Source organism: Kineococcus sp. TRM81007 (assembly GCF_022669155.1).
Classification (GTDB): Bacteria; Actinomycetota; Actinomycetes; order Actinomycetales; family Kineococcaceae; genus Kineococcus.
Map to the genome: position 1 here is coordinate 219,785 of NZ_JALBVB010000056.1, position 15,998 is coordinate 235,782.

Annotated in this window: 15 protein-coding genes and 1 tRNA gene; 9 read left to right on the forward strand and 7 right to left on the reverse strand. The window is 75.8% G+C overall.

Annotation, left to right across the window (positions count from 1 at the left end):
- Nucleotides 1-107 precede the first annotated feature (107 nt).
- Together MN205_RS15250 and MN205_RS15255 are read left to right on the forward strand one after the other, a co-directional pair.
- Complete coding sequence (locus tag MN205_RS15250) at nt 108-752, forward strand: hypothetical protein (RefSeq protein WP_242128772.1); 645 nt, start codon at nt 108-110, stop codon at nt 750-752.
- A gap of 105 nt (nt 753-857) precedes the next feature.
- Entirely contained in the window at nt 858-1,268 is a 411-nt protein-coding gene (locus MN205_RS15255; RefSeq protein WP_242128774.1) for a hypothetical protein, read from the forward strand.
- Between the two features lie 60 nt (nt 1,269-1,328).
- Here MN205_RS15255 and MN205_RS15260 read toward each other — a convergent pair.
- Nucleotides 1,329-1,404 (reverse strand) — tRNA-His (locus MN205_RS15260).
- Between the two features lie 108 nt (nt 1,405-1,512).
- Nucleotides 1,513-2,178 (reverse strand): oligoribonuclease, encoded by a 666-nt coding sequence (gene orn / locus MN205_RS15265; RefSeq protein ID WP_242128776.1) that lies wholly within the window; start codon nt 2,176-2,178, stop codon nt 1,513-1,515.
- 41 nt (nt 2,179-2,219) lie between these two features.
- Here orn and MN205_RS15270 point away from each other — a divergent pair, with 41 nt between their 5' ends.
- The 3 genes from MN205_RS15270 to MN205_RS15280 all read left to right on the forward strand — a co-directional run bounded on the left by MN205_RS15270 (nt 2,220) and on the right by MN205_RS15280 (nt 5,455).
- Nucleotides 2,220-3,344 carry a PrsW family intramembrane metalloprotease gene (locus MN205_RS15270; RefSeq protein WP_242128777.1) on the forward strand — a complete coding sequence of 375 codons (1,125 nt, stop codon included), beginning with the start codon at nt 2,220-2,222 and terminating at the stop codon, nt 3,342-3,344.
- Nucleotides 3,345-3,428: 84 nt separating this feature from the next.
- On the forward strand, nt 3,429-4,952 hold the full coding sequence (locus tag MN205_RS15275; protein WP_242738866.1) for a malate:quinone oxidoreductase: 1,524 nt from the start codon (nt 3,429-3,431) through the stop codon (nt 4,950-4,952).
- Between the two features lie 11 nt (nt 4,953-4,963).
- Entirely contained in the window at nt 4,964-5,455 is a 492-nt protein-coding gene (locus MN205_RS15280) for a methylated-DNA--[protein]-cysteine S-methyltransferase (RefSeq protein WP_242128780.1), read from the forward strand.
- A 124-nt stretch (nt 5,456-5,579) separates the two neighbouring features.
- On the opposite strand, the gene MN205_RS15285 is transcribed toward MN205_RS15280, so the two are convergent.
- A complete protein-coding gene (locus tag MN205_RS15285) occupies nt 5,580-6,113 on the reverse strand; it encodes a low molecular weight protein-tyrosine-phosphatase (protein ID WP_242128782.1) in 534 nt (177 codons plus the stop codon).
- A gap of 115 nt (nt 6,114-6,228) precedes the next feature.
- Here MN205_RS15285 and MN205_RS15290 point away from each other — a divergent pair, with 115 nt between their 5' ends.
- A complete protein-coding gene (locus MN205_RS15290; protein ID WP_242128784.1) occupies nt 6,229-8,517 on the forward strand; it encodes an immune inhibitor A domain-containing protein in 2,289 nt (762 codons plus the stop codon).
- A 69-nt stretch (nt 8,518-8,586) separates the two neighbouring features.
- On the opposite strand, the gene MN205_RS15295 is transcribed toward MN205_RS15290, so the two are convergent.
- Both MN205_RS15295 and MN205_RS15300 read right to left on the reverse strand, forming a co-directional pair.
- The gene (locus MN205_RS15295; RefSeq protein ID WP_242128786.1) at nt 8,587-9,432 is read right to left on the reverse strand and encodes a metal ABC transporter permease; all 846 of its coding nucleotides are present in this window, start codon (nt 9,430-9,432) and stop codon (nt 8,587-8,589) included.
- On the reverse strand, nt 9,425-10,141 hold the full coding sequence (locus MN205_RS15300; RefSeq protein WP_242128788.1) for a metal ABC transporter ATP-binding protein: 717 nt from the start codon (nt 10,139-10,141) through the stop codon (nt 9,425-9,427). The genes MN205_RS15295 and MN205_RS15300 overlap by 8 nt, the downstream gene beginning before the upstream one ends.
- A gap of 83 nt (nt 10,142-10,224) precedes the next feature.
- Here MN205_RS15300 and aztD point away from each other — a divergent pair, with 83 nt between their 5' ends.
- Together aztD and MN205_RS15310 are read left to right on the forward strand one after the other, a co-directional pair.
- Complete coding sequence (gene aztD / locus MN205_RS15305) at nt 10,225-11,535, forward strand: zinc metallochaperone AztD (protein WP_242128790.1); 1,311 nt, start codon at nt 10,225-10,227, stop codon at nt 11,533-11,535.
- Complete coding sequence (locus tag MN205_RS15310; RefSeq protein WP_242128792.1) at nt 11,532-12,434, forward strand: metal ABC transporter substrate-binding protein; 903 nt, start codon at nt 11,532-11,534, stop codon at nt 12,432-12,434. Before aztD ends, MN205_RS15310 begins: the two co-directional genes overlap by 4 nt.
- Here the strand turns inward: MN205_RS15310 and MN205_RS15315 are convergent.
- Together MN205_RS15315 and MN205_RS15320 are read right to left on the reverse strand one after the other, a co-directional pair.
- On the reverse strand, nt 12,341-12,964 hold the full coding sequence (locus MN205_RS15315) for a GNAT family N-acetyltransferase (protein ID WP_242128794.1): 624 nt from the start codon (nt 12,962-12,964) through the stop codon (nt 12,341-12,343). The two genes, MN205_RS15310 and MN205_RS15315, sit on opposite strands and share 94 nt — an antisense overlap.
- A 64-nt stretch (nt 12,965-13,028) precedes the next feature.
- Nucleotides 13,029-14,180 (reverse strand): glycerophosphodiester phosphodiesterase, encoded by a 1,152-nt coding sequence (locus MN205_RS15320; RefSeq protein ID WP_242128795.1) that lies wholly within the window; start codon nt 14,178-14,180, stop codon nt 13,029-13,031.
- 213 nt (nt 14,181-14,393) lie between these two features.
- Here MN205_RS15320 and MN205_RS15325 point away from each other — a divergent pair, with 213 nt between their 5' ends.
- The gene (locus MN205_RS15325; protein ID WP_242128797.1) at nt 14,394-15,974 is read left to right on the forward strand and encodes a methyl-accepting chemotaxis protein; all 1,581 of its coding nucleotides are present in this window, start codon (nt 14,394-14,396) and stop codon (nt 15,972-15,974) included.
- Nucleotides 15,975-15,998 lie beyond the last annotated feature (24 nt).

Here is a 15,998-nt window from a genome sequence, read left to right on the forward strand (position 1 = left end):
CGGGTGGACCGGGCCCCGACGGGAGGACGACCCGGCGCCCCCCGGGCGGCGCGGCGGCTCCCGGCGTTCGCCTGGACGCGCGCCGGGAGCGCGCGCACAGTGGTGCGGTGCGCGGCGTCGGGCGGTGGGGGGTGCGCCCCGTCATGCCGCAGGCGCTGCTGCTGGCCCTGCACCTGCGCGACGCCGCGGGCCTGCACCCGCCCACCTCGCCCGCCGTGCCCGACCTGCCGCCCCTCGACCCGCCGGTGCGCCCCGCGGCGACGCTGCCGGGCGCCGAGGAGGCCGGGCGGCAGTGGGCGCGCTGGTGGGCCGGCGCGTTCCCCGGCGGCCCCGAGTCGCTGACCTCCCTGCTGCCGCCGACCTTCCCCGGTCTGCGGGGCATGCCCGAGCTGCGCGGGGTGGCCGAGCTCGGCATCGACGAGGCCGTCGCCTGGACCGAGCGGGCGCGCCACCTGGAGCGGCGGGTGCTCGCCGACGTGCCGGTCGCCCTGTTCGAGACGACCCTGCTGACGCGGGTGGAGCGCGAGCTGGGGCGGCGCCTGCGCTCGTTCACCCTCGACGTGGTGGTGCTGCCGGTGCGGGGCGCCGGTGCCTGGGAGACCCCCGCCGGCCCGGTGATCTCCCTGGCGCTGCGCGCCGACCGGGACGCCTACCTGGCGTGGCTGCGCGAGCAGCTGCTGCGCGCCGGCGGGACCGCGGGGCGCACGCGCACCCCGCCGCCGGAGGGGGCCGGCCCCGCCGTCACCGGGTGATCGCCCTCGCGGGGCCGCCGCCCGGCGCGCTCCCGGCGGGTCACGCCTGGCGGGGCGGTGAGCGGACGGGCATGGTGGGAGGACGCCGAGAACGAGGAGTGCGACGTGCGCGAGGTAGTGCTGGTCCTGTCCACCGCCGGTCTGCTGACCCTGACGGCCTGCGGCGGTGCGCCGGCGTTCGACTCACCCGCCCAGCCCGGCGCGCTCGTCGAGTCCCGGTCGACGCCCACCCCCTCGGTGACCCCGGCCCCCGAGGACGTCGTCCTGGGCTCCTGCGCGGCCGACGGCTCCGGGCAGGTCGCCGCGGACCTGACGGTCACCAACACCGCCGACGAGCCCCGCAGCTACCTCGTGACGGTCTCGGTCGCCGGCCCGGACGGCGAGCGCCTGACCCAGGCGCACGTCGCCGCGCCCGAGATCGCCGCGGGAGGGTCGGCGCAGGTGCGGGCCACCGCCCCCGTCGCCGGCGCGCCGGCCCAGCTCACCTGCGAGGTCGCGCAGATCCACAGCTTCTGACCCGGGCGGCCCCGGGACGCACGGAGGGCCCCGGCTCGCGCNAGCCGGGGCCCTCCGACGTGGGGTGAGTGACGGGACTTGAACCCGCGACTTCCTGGACCACAACCAGGTGCTCTACCAGCTGAGCTACACCCACCACGTGACGACGTGCGGGGCACGACGTGACGCGGTGAGCATACACGCCGCGCGGCCGCGTCCCCGAACGCGTGCACGGGCCCCGGGGCGCGGACGGGTGGAGCGGACGTCAGCTCCCCGGGGTGCCCTCCCCGGCCGGCTCCGCCTTCAGCTCCAGCCGCTGCCCGGCGGCCTTGGCGGTCTCCGAGTCCGGGCCGGGCTGCGGCACGAACAGCACCTCCCGGTAGTACTTCAGCTCCTGGATGCTCTCGCGGATGTCCGCCAGAGCCCGGTGCCCGCCGTGCTTGCGGGGGGTGTGGAAGTACACGCGCGGGAACCAGCGGCGCGCCAGCTCCTTGACGGAGGAGACGTCGATGAGCCGGTAGTGCAGGTGCTCGGTCAGCTCCGGCATGTCGCGCGCCAGGAACGCCCGGTCGGTGTGCACGGAACTGCCCGCCAGGGGCGCCTTGCGCGGCTCGGGCACCCACCGCCGCACGTACTCCAGGACGATCTCCTCCGCCTCGGCCAGGGTGCGCCCGGCCGGCAGCTCGGCCAGCAGCCCGGAGGAGGTGTGCATGTCGACCACCACCCGGTCCATGTCCTCCAGCGCCTCCGGCGGCGGCTTGACGACCACGTCCACGCCGTCGCCGAGCACGTTGAGGTCGGCGTCGGTGACGAGGACGGCCACCTCGACCAGCGCGTCGCGGGTCAGGTCCAGCCCGGTCATCTCGCAGTCGATCCACACGATGCGGTCCTGGACGCGGTCGCCGGGCCCGGCCGGCGTGGGGGTGCTCACCCGTCCAGCGTAGTCAGCGCCGCCGGCACCCCGCNCGCGGGGTGCCGGCGGACCCCACCACCTGCGCCGCCCCCGCGGCCGCGCCCCGGCGCTCGCTGCTGGTGCTCACCGTGGCCGTCCTGGCGGTCTGCGGGACGCTGAGCCTGGGGGCCGTGGCGATGGAGGTGGGCCTGTCGGGCGCGCTGCCCGCGCTGGCCCTGGCGGCGGTTCCGGTGGGGCCCGTGCTGGCGGCCGTGGTGTGGCTGGACCGCCACGAGGCCGAGCCGCCGCACCTGCTGGCCTTCGCCTTCGGCTGGGGCGCGTGCGTGGCCAGCCTGGGCGCCCTGGTGCTGAACTCGCTGTCCTCCCGCCTGCTGGAGCGCGCCGTCGGGGACGTGACCAGCTCCTCCGTGCTCGTCGCGCCCGTGGTCGAGGAGGTCCTCAAGGGCCTGGGCGTCCTGCTGCTGCTGCTCAAGCAGCGCCGCCAGTTCGACGGCGTCGTCGACGGCATCGTGTACGCGGCGTTCGTCGGCGTGGGTTTCGCCTACCTGGAGAACGTCCTGTACCTGGGGCGCGCCCTGGGCGACGAGGAACCGGCGGCGCTCGTGACGGTGTTCGTGCTGCGCTGCGTGGTCTCCCCGTTCGCGCACCCGCTGTTCACCATGGCCGTCGGCGTCGGGCTGGGCCTGGCGGCCGAGCGCCGGCCGGTGCGCGTGCGGGTGGCGGCGCCGCTGCTCGGGCTCCTGCTGGGCGTGGGGCTGCACTCGCTGTGGAACGCCAGCGCCGGGGCGGGCACGGCGGCGTTCGTGGAGGTGTACCTGCTGCTGCAGGTCCCGGTGTTCGTCGCGGCGCTGGGCGTGGCGCTGGCCGCGCGGGCGCGCGAGGCGCGGCTGGTGGGCCGCTACCTGGAGGTGTACGTGCGCACCGGCTGGCTGCGCGAGGAGGAGGTGCGCGTCCTGGCGTCGCCGTCCGCGCGGCGCTGGGCCCGCGCCGGCGCCCGGGACGCCGGCGGGCGCGAGGCCGCCCGCGCGGTGCGCGACTTCCAGGAGGCGGCCACCGCGCTGGCGTTCCGGCGCGAGCGCGTGCGCCGCGGCACCGACCCCGGCTCGCCGGAGGAGGAGCTGGCGCTGCTGCGGCGCCTGTCCGCCGAGCGCTCCCGGGTGGTGACGCTGGTGCCGGAGCGGTGAGAGGCGTCTCACGTGTGACGCGGGACACCGTGGCGCCTCCCCGGCGACGACCGCCGCCCGCGAGGCCGTAGCCTTCCCTGGTCGATGTCCACGGTCGACGCCGTGGTCGATGGAGCCGCACGAGAGACGAGGGTGAGCCCGTTGCCCGCTGCTGACAGGTACGACGCCGTCCTCGTCGGGGGCGGTGTGATGAGCGCCACCCTCGCCACCGCCCTCACCGAGCTGGAACCGGACTGGTCGGTGCTGGTCCTGGAGAAGCTGGACACCATCGGCGCCGAGAGCTCCGACGCGTGGAACAACGCCGGCACGGGCCACTCCGCGCTGTGCGAGCTGAACTACACGCCCGCCAGGCCCGACGGCACCGTCGACATCGCCAAGGCCGTCGCGATCAACGAGCAGTTCCAGGTCAGCCGGCAGTTCTGGGCGCACCTGGTGGAGCAGGGCGTGCTCGGCGACCCGGGCGGGTTCATCAACCCCGTCGCCCACATGAGCTTCGTGCGCTCGCGCGACGTGGAGTACCTGCGCACCCGCCACGAGGCGCTCTCGCAGCACCCGCTGTTCGCGGGCATGCAGTGGTCCACCGACCACGCCGAGATCGGGGAGTGGGCGCCGCTGCTGGTCGCCGGCCGCGACCCGGGCGAGCGGGTCGCCGCGACCCGGTCCACCGCGGGCACCGACGTCGACTTCGGGGCGCTGACCCGCGCGCTGCTGACCGGCGCCGCCGGCCGCGGCGTGGAGCTGCTCACCGGGCACGCCGTCACCGACCTCACCCGGCGCGGCTCCGGGTGGACGGTGAAGGGCACCGCCGCCGGCGGCGGCTCCTTCGAGGTGTCCACCCCGTTCGTGTTCGTCGGCGCAGGCGGCGGTGCGCTGCACCTGCTGCAGCGCAGCGGCGTGCCCGAGGGCAAGGGGTTCGGCGGCTTCCCCGTCAGCGGCCAGTGGCTGCGCTGCACCCGCCCGGAGATCGTCGAGCAGCACGCCGCGAAGGTGTACGGGCAGGCCGAGGTCGGCGCCCCGCCGATGTCCGTGCCGCACCTGGACACCCGCGTCATGGACGGCCGCCGCTCGTTGATGTTCGGTCCCTACGCCGGTTTCTCGCCGCGGTTCCTGAAGAAGGGCTCGCTGCTGGACCTGCCGCTGTCCGTGAAGCCGGACAACCTGCTGCCGATGCTCGCGGTGGCCCGCGACAACGTCCCGCTGATGACGTACCTGGCCAAGCAGCTGACGCAGTCGACGGAGCAGCGGATCGAGGCGCTGCGGGTGTTCTACCCGCAGGCGCGCCGCGAGGACTGGGAGCTGCTGACCGCCGGTCAGCGCGTGCAGGTCATCAAGAAGGGCCCGCGCGGCGGGGTGCTGCAGTTCGGCACCGAGCTCGTGCACGCCGCGGACGGCTCCGTGGCGGCGCTGCTGGGTGCCTCCCCGGGCGCCTCCACGGCCGTGGACGTCGTGCTGCGGCTGCTCGCGCAGTGCTTCCCCGCCCACCAGGACGCCTGGCGCGAGCGCCTCGTCGGCATGGTCCCCTCGTACGGGCGCAAGCTCTCCGACGAGCCGGACCTGCTCGCGAAGACGCTGGCGCGCACCCGCGGCGCCCTGCACCTGGCCGCCTGACCGGCCCGCCCGTGCGCCACGGGGTGCTGCCGTCCCCGCTGGGGGAGCTCACGCTCGCGCGCGACGAGCGCGGCCTGGTGGGCATCTGGTACGAGGACCACCGCGGCGGTGCGCCCGCGGACCTCGGTGCGCGCGACGACGCCGCGTTCGGTGACGTCGCCGCCCAGCTGGCGGAGTACTTCGCCGGCGAGCGCACCGCGTTCGACCTGCCGCTCGCCCCGCGCGGGGACGCCTTCGAGGCGCGCGTGCGGGCGGCGCTGCTCGAGATCCCGTACGGCGCCACGCGCACCTACGGCGAGCTGGCCCGCGCCCTGGGCGGGCCGGGGTACGCGCAGGCCGTGGGCGCCGCCAACGGGCGCAACCCGCTGTCGGTGGTGGTGCCCTGCCACCGGGTCGTCGGCGCGGACGGCGCCCTGACGGGCTACGCGGGCGGGCTGTGGCGCAAGCGGTTCCTGCTGTCCCTGGAGGAACCCGCCGCCGACGCGGCCGGTCGCCTGTTCTGAACCCCCGCCCCGCTCGGCCTCCCGCACCCACCCGCTCCCTCCCGCCGTGATCTTGCGCGGTTGAACGTTGAACCGCGCGAGATCGCCGAGGGGGAGCGGGTGGGCGCGGGAGGGGAGGGGGGCCTCAGGGGCGGGAGGCGAGTTCGCGGCGCACGTGCTCGACGATCCCGTCGGCGGCCGCCTCGACCTGCGCCAGGGCCTCCTCGAAGTCGCCGCGGTCGCCGTACCAGGGGTCGGCGATGTCGAGGGCCGACTCGTCGGCCACCGCACCCGGCCCGCCCACGTCGGGCGCCGCCGGGTCGAAGGAGCGGTACATCGCGACCCTCGCCGCCGAGGCCTCGTCGGGCGCCTGGGTGCGCAGCCAGCGAGCGTGCCGCGACGTCATGGCCAGCAGCAGGTCGCGGGAGGCGATCTCCTCGACGGTGACCCGGTGGGCGCGGTGGTCCGGCACGTCGTAGCCGGCCTCGGCCAGGACCGCGCGGGCGCGCCGGTCCACGGGGTTGCCGTCCTCCTCGTCGCTGATCCCGGAGGAGTCCACGACCACCTGCCCGTCCAGGCCCGCCTCGGCGAACCGGCGGCGCAGCACGGACTCGGCCATGGGGGAGCGGCAGATGTTCCCGGTGCACACGGTCATCACGCGGTAGGGCACGGGGTTCATCCTGCCGCCCCCGTCCGATGGTCGCGCGTGGGGCCTTGTGCACGGACTGTGACGCAGTGGATGCTTCAGCGCACCGGTGTCGGAGCAGGCGCCGGAGATCCCCAGGAGGACACGCATGGGTCTGGACCCCTCGCGCGGCGGTCGCATCGCGGTCGCCGCGCTCTCGGCGACGGCTCTGGCCGTCCCGGCGGCTGCGGCGGCATCGCCCGCCGCCACCCCTCAGCAGGCCCCCGCCCCCGACGTCCGCCTCCTCGACGGCGAGTACCGCGACGGCGCGCCGCTGCCCGTGCTGGCCCCCGACGCCGCCGGGTCGAGCGCCGCGGGAGCACGCACCACCCTGGCGGCGCCCACCGACGGCGGTGCCGGCGACGGCCCGGTGCAGGTCGGCGACCAGCGGGACTGGCCGTCCCTCGTCGACGGCGGCGTCACGCCCGACGGCGAGGTCGTCGAGAGCGCGGTCACCGTGCAGGGCTACACGCTGCGCGGCCTCGGCGACAACATCGAGGTGTGGGTCGCCGACGACCTCTCCTTCCCCGAGGGCGACTGCCGCAACACCACCGGCGGCGGCGAGCTGGTCGTCGTCACCGACGAGCAGGTCGCGGGCTTCGTGCAGGAGTTCGACGAGACGATCTACCCGGTGGAGTCCGAGGTGTTCTCCGTCGCCCCGCTGCGCGACGGTTCCGGTGCGGTGCTCGGCGAACTGGTCGAGCAGCCCGACGGCGGCACCTACCCCGAGGGGTACTGGACCGGCCAGGGCGACCGCACCGTCGTGCTCGTCGACAACGTCCGCGACCAGAACTACTTCGACCCGACGGACGAGAACGGCCGCACCTACATCGCGGGGTTCTTCTACTCGCTGTTCAACGACCTCGTCGACCGCAACGTCATGACGATCGACGGGTTCGACTGGGTGCACCGCACCGGCGAGAACCCGCCGGACGACTCGCAGGAGCCGGACTACCTGGAGTGCGCCGACTACCTGCAGCGCTCCGGCCTCGGTGAGCCGGCGGCGCGCACCTACGAGGGGACGTTCGCGCACGAGTACCAGCACCTGCTGGAGCACTACGCCGACCCCGACGAGCTGTCGTGGGTGAACGAGGGCCTGTCGATGTGGTCCGAGGCCCTGCTCGGGTTCTCCGACCCCGCGCCCGCGCCGAACACCGACGAGGCGGACAGCTACCTCGCCACGTTCCTCGGGTTCAACGACCAGCCGGAGTACGGCGGCCCCGAGCAGTCCGTCACCCTGTGGGGCGACCAGGGCGACCCGGAGATCCTCGCCGACTACGGCAGCGCCTACGCGTTCATGCTCTACCTGCACGGCCGGTTCGGTGGCGACGAGTTCATGACGGCCCTGCACAACGAGCCCGAGGGCGGCCTGGCCGGCCTCGACGCGGTGCTGCGCGAGCGCGGGTACGACGTCCGCTCGCAGGACGTGCTGCACGACTTCCTCGCCGCGATGGCCGTGGACGCGGCCCTCGACGCCGGTGCGAAGGTCAAGCGCGGGGACGCCGGGGCGCTGCAGGTGGAGGCGATGACCGCGCGCGTGAACTGGGACTCGCCGCAGTCCTACGACTCCCCGGGGGCCCCGGTCAACGGCGCCGACTTCGTGCGGCTGCGCGACCCCGCCGGTTACGTCGACCGCGGGCTGATCACCTTCAAGGGCTCGAACACCTACCCGACCACCCCGGTGGAGTGGGAGCAGGACGGCGAGGAGCTGTACTCCGGCAGCGGCGACAACCTCGACCGCGGCGTCGTGCGCGAGTTCACGATCCCGGCGCAGGACCCGACGATCGGCGTGGACCTGCAGGTGGACACCGAGGAGGGCTGGGACTTCGCGGTCGTGCAGGTGTGGGACGAGGCCGCCGGCGACTGGGTGTCGCTGTCCAGCGAGGCCACGACCACCGAGGCCGACCCCGGCGCCGACCCGCGCATCACCGCGGAACTGCCCGGCCTGACCGGTGAGGTCTCCGGCACGCAGACCTTCGACGCCTCCGCCTACGCCGGGCAGACCGTCGACGTCGCGATCCGCTACCTCACCGACGGCGGCGTGGCCGAGCCCGGCGTGCGGGTCAGCGGGGTCTCGGTGGGTGGGCAGCCGGTGGCCGACGCCACCGACCTGTCGACCTGGAGCTCGCTGAGCGAGGCGCACCCGACCGAGGTGGCCGGCTGGACCGTGCAGGTGGTGGGCACCTCCGGGAAGAGGGTCTCCGTCGTGGAGCTGCCCGTGGTGCGCACCCCGTGGGGCTTCACCACGGTGACCAGCGTCAAGCACGCGCTCGGGTTCACCCCGGAGGTGGCCGCCGTCCTGGTCACCGCCGACGACCCGAGCGAGAGCATCACCTCGTACGCCACGTACGAGCTGTGCGTGAACGGCGTGCTGCAGCCGGGCGGCGGCACCGCCTGAGCGTCCCGCGCGCCCGCGACGCCGCTGCGACCGACCGGTCGCGGCGGCGTCGTCGCGTCGGGGCGCCGCTCAGGACGCCGCGACCACCCGGGCCCGGCGCACGCGCCCGGACCCGGCCCGGACCGCGGCCACGAGCGCGAACACCGCCAGCGCCAGCAGGACGATCGTGCCGCCGGAGGGCGTGCCCACCACGGCGGAGGCCGCCACCCCGCCCACGCCGACGGCGGCGCCCAGGGCGCTCGCGGTGAGCAGCAGGGCCCCGAAACCCCGGCACAGCCGCTGGGCGGTGGCGACGGGCACGACGAGCAGGGCGCTGACCAGCAGCAGCCCCACGGTGCGCATCGAGAGCACGACCGTCACGGCGGTCAGGACGGCCAGGGCGCAGTTCAGCCGGAACACCGGCAGGCGCACGGCGCGGGCGTGCTCCTCGTCGCTGCCCGCGGCGAAGAACCACGGCCGCAGCACCAGCACCGCCGCGACGACGACGACGGTGAGCGCGGCGAAGGCGCGCACGTCCGCGGCGCTGGTCGTGGTGATCGCCCCGAACAGGTAGCTCTCGAGGTTCGCCCCGCCAGCCGGCGCCAGGCTCAGCAGGACCGCCCCGCCGGCGATGCCGCCGTAGAACAGCAGCGCGAGCGCGACGTCGCCGCCGGTGCGGCCGCGGTGGCGGACCAGCTCGATCAGCAGGGCCGCGCCCACGGCGGCGACCAGCGCGGCCCACACCGGGCTGCGCCCCGTGAGCACCCCGACCCCCACGCCGGCGAGGGCGACGTGACCCAGCCCGTCGCCCACCAGGGACAGCCCGCGCTGGACGAGGAACGCGCCGACGAGCGGGGCGGCCAGGCCGACCATCGCGGCGGCCAGCAGGGCGCGGCGCAGGAACGCGTAGTCCAGGAGCTGCAGCAGCTCAGGCACCGGCCGCCACCCGCCCCCGCTGCTCGCAGGCGCAGCCGCCCTCGACCCGCACGACGCGGTGCAGCACGGGGGCGAGGGCGGCGGTCTCGTGGGTGACGAGGACCACGGCGGTGCCGGCGTCGAGCTGCCGGCGCAGGACGGCGGCGACGGTGCGGGCCGCGGCGGCGTCGACGCCGGCGGTGGGCTCGTCCAGCAGCAGCAGGCGCGGTGCGCCGGCCAGGGCGCGGGCCAGCAGCACCCGGCGCTGCTGGCCGCCGGAGAGCTCGGCCAGGGGGGCGCGGGCGCGTGCGCGCAGCCCCACCAGGTCGAGGGCGTCGAGCACGGCGGCCCGGTCGCGGCGGCGCTGCGCCGGCAGCAGGCGCCGCAGGGGGCCGGTGCCCCCCAGGCGCCCGCCGGCGACGACCTCGGCGGCGGTGGCGGGCACGGCGGTGGCCACCGTGTGCCGCTGCGGGACGTAGCCGAGACCCGCGCCGGCGGGCAGCCGGTCGTGCCGGTGGCCGAGCACCTCGAGGTGCCCGGAGTGCACCCGGGCCAGGCCCAGGGCGGCGCGCACCAGGGTGGTCTTGCCGGCACCGTTCGGCCCGAGCAGGGCGACGCACTCGCCGGGGGCGACCTCCAGGTCGACGTCGCGCACGACGGGGCCGTCGGCGTAGCCGGCGCAGCAGCCGCGGTAGGCGAGGGCGGGGGAGCGGTGGGGAGGCGCTGACACGGTGTTGATGATAATCACAATCGTTTGCTAGCTTCCGGACCGCCCCGCTCGGGGCGCGACCCCCCACGGAACCGAGGACCGCCGTGCACCACCCGCTCGCCCACCTGCCCACCCGCCCGCTCGCCGCCGGCTCGCTGCTCTCGCTCCTGCTGCTCACCGGCTGCGGTTCCGGGACCTCCGAGCCCGCCGCCAGCGCCGAGGACACCCCCGAACCCGCCGCGGCCGCCACCGAGGTCGCCGCCGGCACCCCGCGCCTGGCCCTGACCCACGACGGCGGGGTCCAGGTGCTCGACGCCTCCACCTTCGAGCTCCTCGCCGACCTGCCCGTCGAGGGCTTCAACCGCCTCAACGCCGCCGGCGACGGCCGCCACCTGCTGCTGTCCACCACCGGCGCCTTCCAGGTGCTCGACGCCGGCACCTGGGCCGAGCCGCACGGCGACCACTCGCACTACTACACCGCCGAACCGGAGCTGACCGACGTGCGCTTCGACGCCGTCAAGCCCGGCCACGTCGTCGTCCACGAGGGCCGCACCGCCCTGTTCGACGACGGCACCGGGGACGTCACCGTCTTCGACTCCGCCGACGTGGAGGACCCCGACCGCGCCCAGCGCGAGCTGACCACGCCCGCCGCCCACCACGGCGTCGCCGTCGAGCTCTCCGACGGCAGCCTGGTCGTCTCCGAGGGCACCGAGGAGGAGCGCACCGGCACCCGCTGGCTCGACGCCGACGGCACCGAGATCGCCGCGAACTCCGGCTGCCCCGGCGTGCACGGTGAGGCCGTCGCCGCCGGTGAGGCCGTCGTCATCGGCTGCGAGGACGGCGCCCTCGTCCACCGCGACGGCACCATCACCGAGGTCACCGCCCCCGACCCCTACGGCCGCATCGGCAACCAGGCCGGTTCCGAGGTCTCCCCGATCGTCCTGGGCGACTACAAGACCGACCCCGACGCCGAGCTGGAGCGCCCCACCCGCGTCTCCCTCATCGACACCCGCGACGCCTCCCTGCGCCTGGTGGACCTGCCCGCCTCCTACTCCTTCCGCTCCCTGGGGCGCGGCGAGGACGGCGAGGCCCTCGTCCTGGGCACCGACGGCGCCCTGCACGTGATCGACCCCGAGGCGGGGGCGCTCGTGCGCTCGATCCCCGTCGTCGAGCCGTGGGAGGAGCCGATGGAGTGGCAGGAGCCGCGCCCGACCCTGCACGTCCTCGACGGGACCGCCTACGTCACCGAGCCGGCCACGAAGGAGCTGCACGCCGTCGACGTCGCCACCGGCGAGGTGTTCGAGACCGCGCAGCTGGACGTCGTGCCCAACGAGCTGAACGGCGTGACCGGCGACGCCGGGCACGAGCACGCCCACGAGGGCGAGCACGAGCACGAGGAGGCCGGGACCGCGTGAGCCCCGCGCGCCGCTGGGCCGCCGCCGCCCTCGCGCTCACGGCCCTGACCCCCGCCGCCTGCTCCACCGGGGCGGCGGGGGGCGAGGGCGGCGACGGCCGCCTCGACGTCCTGGCCTCCTCGCCCCCGCTGCAGCACGTCGCCGAGGTCGTCGGCGGCGAGCACGTCGACGTGACGGGCCTGGTGCCGCCGGGCGGCGACAGCCACGACGTGGAGCTGACCGCCGCGCAGGTCGGCGCCCTCGGCGAGGCCGACCTGCTCGTGCACCAGTCCGGCCTGCAGCCGTCCACCGACGACGCGCTGGAGGTCTCGCCCCCGGGGCGGGTCGTCGACACCGCCGGGCTCGCCGACCTGGACGCCGACCCGCACTTCTGGCTCGACCCGCTGCGCCTGGCCGAGGCGGGCGAACTCGTCGCCGACGCCCTCGCCGAGCTCGACCCGGCCGCCGCCGCCGACTACGCGGCGGGCGCGGAGGCGCTCGCGGAGCAGGCCGCCGCCCTGGACGCCGAGCACGCCCGGGCTCTGGCACCCTGCCGCGGGGCCACCCTCGTCACCTCCCACGAGGCGTTCGGGTACCTGGCCGGCCGCTACGGGCTGCGGCAGGTCGGGATCGCCGGCATCGACCCGCACGTGGAACCCACCCCCGCCCGCGTGCGCCGCGTCGTCGACGTCGTCCGCGACGCCGGGGTGCGCACCGTCTTCTTCGAGGTCTCCACCAGCCCGGAGGTCACCGAGGCACTGGCGCGCGAGCTCGGCGTGGGCACCGGCGTGCTGAACCCGATCGAGCGCGCCGGAGAGGACGAGGACTACCCCTCGCTGGTGCGCCGCAACCTCGACGCCCTCACCTCCGGGCTGGTCTGCGACGGCCCGCCGGGCGCGGGGGAGCCCTCGAACTCGTAGAACACGCTGCGCGAGGCGCCCGCGGAGTCGTCCGCGACGACGCGGGCGCCCAGCGCCTCCCAGAACGCCACCGCGCCGGGGGAGTGGCGGTAGGTGTGCAGGGCCAGGCGCTCGTAGCTGCCGTCCGCCGCGGCGCGCTCGCGCACCGCCGCCACCAGGCCGCGGGCGATGCCCCGCCGGCGGGCGCCGGCCGCCACGTACACCCGCACGAGCTGTCCGGTGCGGTCGTCGGCGTAGCGCTCGACCAGGTGCTGCGGGCTCGCGCCCGGCCGCAGCCGCCCCTCGCGCAGCCCCGCGGTGCCGAGCACCTCGCCGGTGGCGTCGTCGACCGCGACGAGCAGGAACGCCTCCGCGGTGCCCGGGTAGCGGCGCAGCGGGTCGTCGACGTCGGCGTGCACCACCGGGTCGTGGGCGTCGCCGAAGTCGCGGGCGATGCAGGTGCGCATCACCTCCTGCGCGCCGGCGAGCGTCGCGGGCGAGAGGAGCTGCGGGGACCAGGGGTGGGACGGGGAGCGGGGCGCGGCGTGCACGGTGGTGACTCTGCCACCGCCCGCCGCGCTCCCGTCCCCCAGCCGGTCCGTTCAGGCGGTCCGCTCAGCCGGCGTGGTGCTCGCCGTCCTGCTGGGCCAGGAAGCGGTCGCGGGCCACGACACCCAGGTCGGGGGAGTCGGTGAAGATGCCGTCGATGCCGGCCTCGAAGTACACCTGGGCCAGGTCCAGCACGCGGCCGAACTCCGCCGGGTCCTCGCTGCTGCGGTAGTCCACCGGCAGGAACTCGTTCTCCGGGCGCAGCGTGTAGGGCACGACCTCGAGACCGGCGGCGTGCGCGTCGGCCACCAGACGGGTCTCCTCGCCCAGCGTGCCGTCCTCCTCCAGCGCCACCACCTGGGTCAGCGACGGGCCGATGGCGTCCACGTAGCGGGCGATGTCGCGCAGCGTGGAGGGCAGCAGCAGGTCCGCGTACTGGCGCGGGTCACCGGCCGCCACCAGGTCCGCCGGGGCGCCGGAGGCGGAGGTGAGGAACACCGAGTCGGCGCGCAGGCCCAGCTCCGTGCGCAGCTCGACGAGGTTCGTCAGCTCGAACGACTGCACGGTCGCGCCCGAGCCGGGACGGTTCAGGCCGTGCTCGGTCAGCGCCTCGACGACCTCCTCCTCCATCGGCAGCCCGATGGACTGGAAGTACGTGGAGTGCTTGATCTCCGGGATGATCCCGATCTCGCGGTCCAGCTCCTCCGAGAGGCGCTCGCGCTCGTCGAGGACCTCCTCGAAGGTGGGCACCTCGTAGGCGCCGTCGAAGATCGTGCTCTCCTGGCGCAGCTCCGGCAGGCGCTCCTCGGCGCGCAGCGTCTTCAGCTCCGCCAGGGTGAAGTCCTCGGTGAACCAGCCGGTCAGCTCGACGCCGTCGATCGTCTTGGTCGCCTGGCGGTCGGCGAACTCGGGGCGCTCCTCGACGTCGGTGGTGCCGGAGATCTCGTTCTCGTGGCGCACCACGAGGACGCCGTCCTTGGTGGCGACCAGGTCGGGCTCGATGACGTCGGCGCCGAGCTCGGCGGCCAGCTCGTAGGCGGCCAGGGTGTGCTCCGGCCGGTAGGCGGAGGCGCCGCGGTGGCCCACGATCAGCGGGGCGGCCTGCTCGTGGCCGTGGCCGTGGCCGGGGTGGGTGTCCGGCGCGGCGGAGGCGGCGGTCAGGGGGGTCAGGACGGTGGCGGCGGCCAGGGTGGCGGCGGCGACGGTACGCGATCTCACCCGGCGGAGTCTGTCGACGGCTCCACGCGCTCTCAACGAACCCTCAGCGAACAGCCGGTGACGACAGGGCGGCGCCGGTGGGGGGCTGTGCCCGCCGCGCCGCCGGCGGCCGGCTCCGCCGGACGGCTGACGACCCCCTCCAGCCGCCGCTCCCGGCTGCCGATGACACCGGGAGCAGTCCGCAGGAGGCTGCCCCAGCGAGGGAGCTGCACCGTGAAGGGCATCAACGTCAGGTCGATCGCCGCGCGCCTGCTGGTCATCGTCGTGGTCGCCGCGATCGCCATGGCCGGCATCACCGTCATGGCCGGCCTGCAGACGCGCGACCGGATCCTCGCCGAGCGCCAGGCCGCCACGCGAGCCGTCGTCCAGACCGCCCTGGGCGTCGTCGAGCACCACGCCGCCGAGGCCGAGGCCGGGCGCCTCACCGAGGCCGACGCCCAGGCGCAGGCCCTGGCGGCGCTCGCCTCCCTGCGCTACTCCGGCCAGGAGTACTTCTGGGTCAACGACATGGGCCCCACCATGCTCATGCACCCCGTCAAGCCCGAGCTGAACGGCACGGACCTGTCCGCGAACACCGACCCCGACGGCAAGGAGCTGTTCGTGGAGATGGTCGACGTCGTGCGCCGCGACGGCGCCGGGTTCGTCGACTACCAGTGGCCCAAGCCGGGCGAGGAGGACCCGCAGCCGAAGACGTCCTACGTGGCCGGCTACGAGCCGTGGGGCTGGGTCGTCGGCTCCGGCGTCTACGTGGACTCCGTCTCCGCCACGGCCCTGGCCGACGCCCGCCGCCTGGCCCTGGGCGCCGGCGCCCTCCTGCTCGCCTGCGTCGCGCTGTCCCTCGTGGTCGGCCGCAGCATCGTGCGCCCCGTCCGGCGCGCCACCGACGTCCTGGCCCGCGGCGACCTGTCCGCGCGCCTGGACCCGGGCCACGGCCGCACCGAGCTGGAGCAGCTGGCGGTCGCGCTGAACGCCACCCTGGACCGCGCCGCCGGCGTCGTGCGCGACGTCACCGACGCCGCCGGGGACCTGGACGCGGCCGCCACCCGGCTCGTCACCTCCAGCGACCAGATCGCCGAGCACGCCGCCGGCACCAGCGCCCGCGCCGTCGAGGCGGGCGGCACCGCGCAGGAGGTGACCAGCCGCATCGCCGAGGTCGCCGACGGCGCCCGCCGCACCGGCGAGGCCACCGGCGAGATCAGCCGCAACGCGCAGGCCGTCGCCCGGATCGCGCAGGAGGCCGTCGGCGTCGCCTCGGAGACCAGTCGGGCCGTCGCCGAGCTGGGCCGCTCCTCCTCCGAGATCGGCAGCGTCGTGAAGGTCATCACCGCCATCGCCGAGCAGACGAACCTGCTGGCGCTGAACGCCACCATCGAGGCCGCGCGGGCGGGGGAGATGGGCAAGGGGTTCGCCGTCGTCGCCGGGGAGGTCAAGGAGCTGGCGCAGCAGACCGCCACCGCCACCGAGGACATCACCGGGCGCATCAGCGACGTCCAGCAGGCCGTGGCCGCAGCCGCCACCCGCATCGCCGAGATCAGCGACATCGTCGCCCGCATCGACGACTACCAGGGCACCATCGCCGCCGCCGTCGACGAGCAGAGCAGCGCCACCGGTGAGGTCGCCGGTCAGGTCGCCGCCGCCGGTGAGTCCGGGCGCGTCATCGGCACCACCCTGGAAGGGGTGGTGCAGGCCGCCGAGCGCACCTCCCGCGACCTGGTGACCGTGCGGGAGGCCGCCCGCGGGATCGCCGAGACGTCCGCGCAGCTCCAGCGGGCCGTGGGGGTGTTCTCCGGCTGACCCCGGCCCGCGGCGTCAGCCGGC